At 66.1% G+C, this 6915-nt stretch carries 8 protein-coding genes; 4 read left to right on the top strand and 4 right to left on the bottom strand.

Annotated features, from left to right (window positions below):
- The first annotated feature begins 253 nt into the window (after positions 1 to 253).
- Together AWJ14_RS08260 and otnI are read left to right on the top strand one after the other, a co-directional pair.
- A complete protein-coding gene (locus AWJ14_RS08260) occupies positions 254 to 934 on the top strand; it encodes a TetR/AcrR family transcriptional regulator (RefSeq protein ID WP_066177376.1) in 681 nt (226 codons plus the stop codon).
- 106 nt (positions 935 to 1040) lie between these two features.
- Positions 1041 to 1817, top strand: coding sequence for a 2-oxo-tetronate isomerase (gene otnI, locus AWJ14_RS08255; RefSeq protein WP_066177374.1), 777 nt, complete (start codon positions 1041 to 1043; stop codon positions 1815 to 1817).
- Positions 1818 to 1832: 15 nt separating this feature from the next.
- On the opposite strand, the gene AWJ14_RS08250 is transcribed toward otnI, so the two are convergent.
- Positions 1833 to 3044 carry an MFS transporter gene (locus AWJ14_RS08250; RefSeq protein WP_066177372.1) on the bottom strand — a complete coding sequence of 404 codons (1212 nt, stop codon included), beginning with the start codon at positions 3042 to 3044 and terminating at the stop codon, positions 1833 to 1835.
- 412 nt (positions 3045 to 3456) lie between these two features.
- Here AWJ14_RS08250 and AWJ14_RS08245 point away from each other — a divergent pair, with 412 nt between their 5' ends.
- Positions 3457 to 3666: a cold-shock protein gene (locus AWJ14_RS08245; protein WP_066177369.1), complete on the top strand. Its 210-nt coding sequence runs from the start codon at positions 3457 to 3459 to the stop codon at positions 3664 to 3666.
- Between the two features lie 262 nt (positions 3667 to 3928).
- Here the strand turns inward: AWJ14_RS08245 and rpmF are convergent, their stop codons facing one another.
- From rpmF to mtgA, 3 genes are all read right to left on the bottom strand, one after another.
- Entirely contained in the window at positions 3929 to 4114 is a 186-nt protein-coding gene (gene rpmF, locus AWJ14_RS08240) for a 50S ribosomal protein L32 (RefSeq protein WP_026173944.1), read from the bottom strand.
- Between the two features lie 180 nt (positions 4115 to 4294).
- Complete coding sequence (locus AWJ14_RS08235; protein ID WP_066177365.1) at positions 4295 to 4942, bottom strand: glutathione S-transferase family protein; 648 nt, start codon at positions 4940 to 4942, stop codon at positions 4295 to 4297.
- A gap of 80 nt (positions 4943 to 5022) precedes the next feature.
- Positions 5023 to 5700 carry a monofunctional biosynthetic peptidoglycan transglycosylase gene (gene mtgA / locus AWJ14_RS08230; protein WP_066177385.1) on the bottom strand — a complete coding sequence of 226 codons (678 nt, stop codon included), beginning with the start codon at positions 5698 to 5700 and terminating at the stop codon, positions 5023 to 5025.
- Between the two features lie 245 nt (positions 5701 to 5945).
- Here mtgA and AWJ14_RS08225 point away from each other — a divergent pair, with 245 nt between their 5' ends.
- Positions 5946 to 6863, top strand: coding sequence for a polyprenyl synthetase family protein (locus tag AWJ14_RS08225; RefSeq protein WP_066177362.1), 918 nt, complete (start codon positions 5946 to 5948; stop codon positions 6861 to 6863).
- Positions 6864 to 6915: the final 52 nt, after the last annotated feature.

Genomic DNA, 6915 nt, shown 5'->3' with positions numbered 1-6915 from the left:
GAGACCGTCACCACCGTCACCGGCGTGGGCGGGCGCTGCTCCTGCTGCGCCAGGGTGCTTGAAGCCGTTGTGACGAGGCACAGGGCAGAAAGGAAAGCGCAAGTCGCGACCTTCATTGCTCATCTCCGCTGATTTTGGAGGGACCGCTTGGCGAATGCACCGGGAGCGGCTAATATGGAAACCAGTCAGTTTTATAATTGATTTTTTGCATTGCGCAAGCGAAACGCCGCACGTGCAAAAACGGAGGTAAATCTTGTTGCCGAAAAGCTGCATTCCCTGCCGGGGTCCCGGTCGGCCGCGCCAGCTCGACCTCGGTGAACGGGAGGCCATCATCATCGATGTCGCCGAGCGGGTGATCCTGTCCGCAGGGCTCGGCGGAGCGTCGATGGCGGCGATCGCCCGGGAAGCGGGCATGTCCAAGCGCACGCTCTACGAGGTGTTCGAAAGCCGGGCGGCGCTGTTTGCGGCCGTCGTGCGCCGCATCCGCAGCAGCGTGGCGCGACCGCTCGAGCCGCACCAGTTCGACCTGCCATTGGCCGAGCGGCTGCGCCTGATCCTGACGCCTGCGGCGGAGAAATTCACGGACCCCCTGCCGCTGGCGCTGTTGCGGGCGGTGGTGGCCGAGGGGGACAAGCAGCCCGAGCTGGTCCATGGCTTCCTTCAGGAAGGGCCTTATGCGCTTCATGCGATGATCCGGCTCGAGCTCGACCGCTCCGTGGCGCGAGGAGAGATTCGCATCAGCGATACGGAAAGCGCGGCGCGGCTGATGACCGACATGGCGCATGAAAGCATTCTCGAACATCTGATTTCCAACCTGTCCGAGTGCCATCGCGAAGAGGCCTATCGCCGCCGGCTCGATCTTGCCATCCGGGTGTTCGTCGGGGGCATCGGCGAGCCGGAGGGCGAAGCGGACGAGGGGCGGCGGGCTTCCTGACCGGGGTGCCGCGAAACACTGCCGGTCCGCGCAAATGGCCGGTTTTGCCTTGAACCGGATCAAACGGCGGTCCGGGGACGGCCCGTCCACAAGGAGGAACATGTGCATGCCGCGGTTTGCAGCCAACCTGTCGATGATGTTTGCTGAACACGCCTTTCTGGACCGCTTCGCGGCCGCGGCCAGGGCCGGGTTCGAGGCTGTCGAGTTCCTGTTCCCCTATGAGTTCGATCCCCACGAGATCGCCGCGCGGCTTCAGGCGGCAGGCCTCGAACAGGTCCTGTTCAACCTGCCGCCGGGCGATTGGGAAGCCGGCGAGCGCGGGCTTGCGGCACTGCCCGGGCGACGCGACGGGTTCCGTCAGTCGGTCCGGACCGCGCTCGACCATGCGGCGGTGCTCGGCACGCGGCGGCTGCACATGATGGCGGGAATCGCCGACCGGCGCAGCGAGGCGCATCGCACGGCCTATCGGGAGGCTTTGGCCCATGCCGCCGACGCGGCGGCCGAGAAGGGCATTACGGTGCTGATCGAGCCGATCAACCGGCGCGACATGCCGGGCTACTATCTCGATGATTTCGACCATGCGGCAGAGCTGATCGGGGATCTGGGCCGCGACAATGTCAAGCTGCAGTTCGACATCTACCACCGGCAGATCCTGCGCGGCGACGTGCTGCGCGGGCTCGAGCAGCTGATGCCGCTGATCGGCCATGTCCAGATCGCCTCGGTTCCCTTTCGAAACGAGCCGGGAACCGGCGAACTCGACGATCTGCGGATCCTCCGGGCGCTCGACGATCTGGGATATGGCGGTTTTGTCGGATGCGAATACCGCCCGCGCGGCGCCACCGGCGACGGCCTCGGCTGGATGCGGGACTTCGCAGCTTCCTGATCCGCCGACGGGGGCTCAGTCGGTGCCCGGACGTTCGCCGCGGTCGGCATGGCGCATCAGGCCCGAAAAGGCGAGCGGAATGGCAACCAGCACCGGAAGCCCGAGATAGATCGGCGCGAAACCGGTGTGTTCGGCGATGAAGCCGATCACGGACGGTGCGAACAGGATGCCCGAATAGCCCATGAAGGTGACCAGCGAGATCGCCACACCCTGGGGCATGCCAGGCAGGTTGCCGGCCGCGGAGAAGGCGATCGGCACGGTATTGGCGAGGCCGAGGCCCGCAACCGCGAAGCCGATCACCGCCAGCTCGGCCGACGGCGCCAGGCCCGCCGCACCCAGGCCGATCATCGCCAGTCCCGCCGAAACGCGGAATGTGGTGACGGCGCCCAGCCGGTCGCGCACGATGTCGCCGAGAAAGCGCATGGTTGCCATCGCCGCCGAAAAGGCGCCGAAGGCCAGGCCCGAAAGCGCAGGGCTGGCGCCGAGTTCCTGGCGCATGTAAAGCGCGCCCCAATCCAGGATCGCGCCCTCCGGGGTCATCATGATCAGGCAGATGATGCCGGTCAGCCAGACGGTGGCGCCAGCCGTGAAGAGATTCGGGCGCCGGCCGCCGGCCGTCCCCGCAGTGGCGTCGTCGGATGCAGCCGGCGGCGGATCGGACAGCAGTCGCGGCCAGGCGAGCACGACGGCGATTGCGATCAGCGCCGCGGCGGCAAGGGCGTGTGCCGTGGTGCCGAACCAGGCGATCGCCAGCCCGCCAAGGCCGGCGCCCGCCACGCCCCCCAGGCTCCAGAAGCCGTGGCAGGACGACATGATCGCCCGGTGCATGCGTTTTTCGACCTCGACCGCATTGGCGTTCATGGCCACGTCCATGCCGCCGGTGACGGCGCCGAACAGGAACAGCGCACAGGCGGCGGACACGATGGTCGAGGCCATTGTGACCAGCGGCAGGGCCGTCACCGAAATCGCTGCCAGCACGAGCACCGGCAGACGCGAACCGCGTCTGGAAATCAGCGCGCCGACCAGCGGCATGGCGCAGAGCGAGCCGATGCCGAAACACATGATCATCAGCCCGAGCGCGCTTTCATCAAGAGCAAGCCGTGTCGCGAATTCCGGGATCTTGGGCGCCCAACTGCCCACCAGGAAGCCGTTGGCGAGAAACATCAGGGAGACGGCAAGCCGTTGCGGAGAGACGAAAGAGGGCGTCGAGGCGGCCTGAACAGTCATGAAAGATCCATCTTAAATCGATTGAATAAACTCTGATAGCCCGTTTTCGGGCCGCGGTAAATTCTCAGCCTATCACATTCGGCCCGGACTGTGTGACAGATCGTGAAGCGCCGGATGGGGCCGGAAGCCCCGATCGCAGCGGTGCGAAGGCCGGTCGCGGCGCGGCTCCGGGAGGCCCGGGAGCGAGCCCGCGCAGAGGGCCGCGGCAGGGTTTTTTCGCTTTTGCTTGTGAGACGACCCGAAACCGTGTATACCAGAGCAATCGATTTTTGACCGGACGACTTGGTCGCGCACCGCAACAGACGGTGACAGGCTCAACACTTCACTTAAATTCGATGACGAACGCCTGCGCCGAGCGCTTTGAAGAGCGCTTGTTCGGGGAAATATCATTCATGGACAAAAAGGACCTCCCATGAAAACCGGTACTGTCAAATTCTACAACGACCAGAAGGGCTTCGGCTTTATCGCTCCCGAGGACGGCAGCAAGGACGTCTTCGTTCACGCCACTGCACTCGAGCGCGCCGGCATGCGCGGCCTTTCCGAAGGCCAGAAGGTGTCGTTCGACACCGCCGAAGATCGTCGCACCGGCAAGACCGCCGTTTCGACCATTCAGGCTGCCTGAACCATCGAGCCCGGAACCGGCCGATGCGGCCGGTTGCCGTGATCACAAGACGCCCGGGAACTTCGGTTTCCGGGCGTTTGCGTTTGCAGCCTCAAGGATCGGCCACGGGCGCTGATCGGGGTGAAGTTGGCCTGCAGCATTGACGTTGCCGGCCCAAGGTGCGGGTGTGGCCCGGGGCGTCGATCAGGCCCTGCGGCATGCGCATATGCAAAAAGCCGGCCCCAGGGACCGGCTTCGCAAGCCATCGATCGTCTTGAAAGACTTAGGCGCTTTCTTTCGGCGTCAGCACCTGGCGGCCGCGATACATGCCGGTCTTCAGGTCGATGTGGTGCGGGCGGCGCAGTTCGCCGGAATTCTTGTCCTCGACATAGGTCGGGGCCTTGAGGGCGTCCGCTGCACGGCGCATGCCGCGCTTGGACGGGGTGGTTTTACGCTTTGGAACAGCCATGACGAACTCCAGTTCAACATCTAGACATGATCGACGGCCGACCCGGGGGCCGAAACTGACGCATGCCGATTTCGGAAATTTGACGGGCTTATACATGTCTCTTGCGGGTTTGACCAGCGGCGGACGGCATTTTTTTGGCGCGGACGCGGCAGGGGTTGCCGCCGCGTCCCGCCGCCCGCTTCAGGCTTCGTCCTCGACCACGGTCCAGGGTTCGGCGCGTCCGGCCGCCTCCCATTCCCGCCAGGCCGGAAGCGCCTTGACGCGGTCCATGTAGGCGGCGACCTCCGGGCCGGTTTCGAAGCCGTAGACATCGAGACGATTGACCACCGGCGCGAACATGGCGTCGGCAATCGAAAACCTGCCGAGCAGGAACGGGCCTCCGGAGAGTGCGAGCGACTGGCTCCAGAGCGCCTCGATGCGCGCGACATCGGCGTCGATGGCAGGCGTTCGCGCAATCGGCGCGCGGGGCCGGCGCATGTTCATCGGGCAGGCGCCGCGCAGCGCCTGGAACGACGACATCATTTCCGCGCTCATCGCCATGGCGCGGCTGCGCAGCGCCTGGTCTTCGGGCCAGAGCCCGGCCTCGGGATGCTTGCGCGCCATGTGGTCGAGGATGGCCAGTGATTCCCACACCGTCAGGCCGTCATCCACCAGAACCGGAACCTTGCCGGTCGGCGAGAAGGCCTTGAAGGCGGGGTTGCCGGCCGCCATGTCGAAGGGAACGAGTTTTTCCTCGAAGGCGATCCCCGCCACGCGCAGGCCGATCCAGGGGCGCAGCGACCACGACGAATAGTTCTTGTTGCCGATATAAAGCAGTGCCGTGCCCATCGGGGCCTCCTGTCGGCTGTTGGAGCGAGGAGGATTTGGTCGCATGGCGCCGGGCGCCGGCAAAGCGAATTCAGTTGAACTCAGTCATAAAGACATTTGATGTAGGCGCCCGATTGCCGCGCCCGCTGCTCGATCACCCGGGCGAGCTTGCGCATGGCGGCGGAGGGATCGGCGGCATTGCGCCGGATCGGATTGGGCAGCGTGACCGCCATCAGCGCCGACTGGCGCGGCGACAGTTTCGCCGCCGGAACCCCGAAATAGGCCTGCGCCGCGGCTTCCGCGCCATAGATGCCCGGCGCCCATTCGGCGACGTTGAGATAGATCTCCATCAGCCGTCGCTTCGACCAGACCGCATCCATCCACATCGCCAGCGGGATCTCCAGCGCCTTGCGCACGACCGTTCTGGAGGAGGGCAGGAACAGGTTCTTGGCCGTCTGCATGGCGATGGTGCTGGCGCCGCGGGTGGCTTCGCCTTCGAGCGCGTTGTCGATCACCATGTTCAGCGCCTCCCAGTCGATGCCCGAATGGGTGCAGTATTTTCCGTCTTCCGACATCATCACCGATTGCACCAGCACCGGGGCGATGTCGTCGAACCCGACCCACTGGCGCTCATAGGCGCGGCCTGTCAGCACCTCGCCGAGCATCAGCGTGGACACCGGGCGGATCTGCGGCAGCGCGTAGAGCGGGATCAGCAGATAGGGCAGGGCCACCACCGCCAGCAGCAGCAGCACGAGCCATTTCCCCAGCCGCCACCAGATGGCGCGGCGCGGCGGTTTGTCACGCCCGGGCTCCGGCCAGGCCTGTTGCGGCCGGGAAGTCTCGCTGCTGGTCTTTCTGGCCACCTGGCTTTCCCTGGATGAAAGGCGCCGCTGCCGGCGGCGCCTGCTTGCTTTCCTGCCCTTGTCCTTACCCAGCTTGCGGCTGCAATGCCAGCCCCGGCGGGCGGGCGCGGGACACAAACAAACCGTTGCCGCGCGCGGCGCGGCATGGCAAGAAACCCGATATGGACATGGCACATGAAGACAGCTTTGCCGCACGGCTCGACGGTGCGGCGCGGGATGTGGCGGCGCTGCTCGCTGCCCTTCTTTCCGAAACCCCGCTCGAGGGCGAGATCGGCCGCCCGCCGCATCTGATGCAGGCGATGCGCCATGGCGTGCTCAACGGCGGCAAGCGGTTGCGCCCGTTCCTGGTGATCGAGACGGTGCGGATGCTCGGCGGCCCGCGGGATGCGGCACTCCGGGTTGCCGCGGCGCTTGAATGCATCCACTGCTATTCGCTGATCCATGACGATCTGCCGGCGATGGACGACGACGATCTGAGGCGCGGCCAGCCGACGGTGCATGTCGCCTTCGATGAGGCGACCGCGATTCTGGCGGGAGACGCGCTGCTCACCATGGCCTTCGACATTCTCGCCGCGCCGGAAACGCATTTGCCGGACCAGGCCAGGCTTGCGCTGATCGGCCAGCTCTCCCGCGCCGCCGGCGTGGGCGGCATGGTCGGCGGGCAGGCGCTCGACCTTCATGCCGAACGGGTGGCGCCGGACGAAGCCGGAATCGTGCGGTTGCAGGCGATGAAGACCGGGGCATTGCTGCGCTATGCCTGCGCGGCGGGCGCGCTCACCTCGGGCGCGGATGCGCAAACGCTCGCGCGCATGACCCGGTTCGGCGAAATCATCGGACTTGCCTTCCAGCTTGCCGACGATCTGCTCGACGTCACCTCCGACGCGGCCACGCTCGGCAAGGCCGCCGGCAAGGATGCCGGCCGCGGCAAGGGGACGCTGGTGTCGCTCCACGGGGTCGATGCGGCGCGCGCGCGCCTCGACACGCTGGTGCAGGAGGCCGCAGTGTTGCTCGAACCGTTCGGCGACGCGGGCCATACCCTTGTCGAAACCGCCCGTTTCATCGCCAGCCGCGACCGCTAGGGTGCCACGCGCCGGCTTTTGAGACGCGACGGGCGGCCGCTATCTCTGATTT

The sequence above is a fragment of the Parahoeflea olei genome (assembly GCF_001703635.1).
Classification (GTDB): Bacteria; Pseudomonadota; Alphaproteobacteria; order Rhizobiales; family Rhizobiaceae; genus Hoeflea; species Hoeflea olei.
The sequence above is the reverse complement of the archived record's forward strand: the minus strand, read 5'-3'. Positions and strand labels throughout refer to the sequence as shown.

Bases quoted from the DNA above. Each gene is read 5' to 3' on its own strand.
- otnI (WP_066177374.1), top strand. From the start codon at position 1,041: ATGCCGCGGTTTGCAGCCAACCTGTCGATGATGTTTGCTGAACACGCC.
- AWJ14_RS08250 (WP_066177372.1), bottom strand. From the start codon at position 3,044: ATGACTGTTCAGGCCGCCTCGACGCCCTCTTTCGTCTCTCCGCAACGG.
- AWJ14_RS08245 (WP_066177369.1), top strand. From the start codon at position 3,457: ATGAAAACCGGTACTGTCAAATTCTACAACGACCAGAAGGGCTTCGGC.
- rpmF (WP_026173944.1), bottom strand. From the start codon at position 4,114: ATGGCTGTTCCAAAGCGTAAAACCACCCCGTCCAAGCGCGGCATGCGC.
- AWJ14_RS08235 (WP_066177365.1), bottom strand. From the start codon at position 4,942: ATGGGCACGGCACTGCTTTATATCGGCAACAAGAACTATTCGTCGTGG.
- AWJ14_RS08225 (WP_066177362.1), top strand. From the start codon at position 5,946: ATGGACATGGCACATGAAGACAGCTTTGCCGCACGGCTCGACGGTGCG.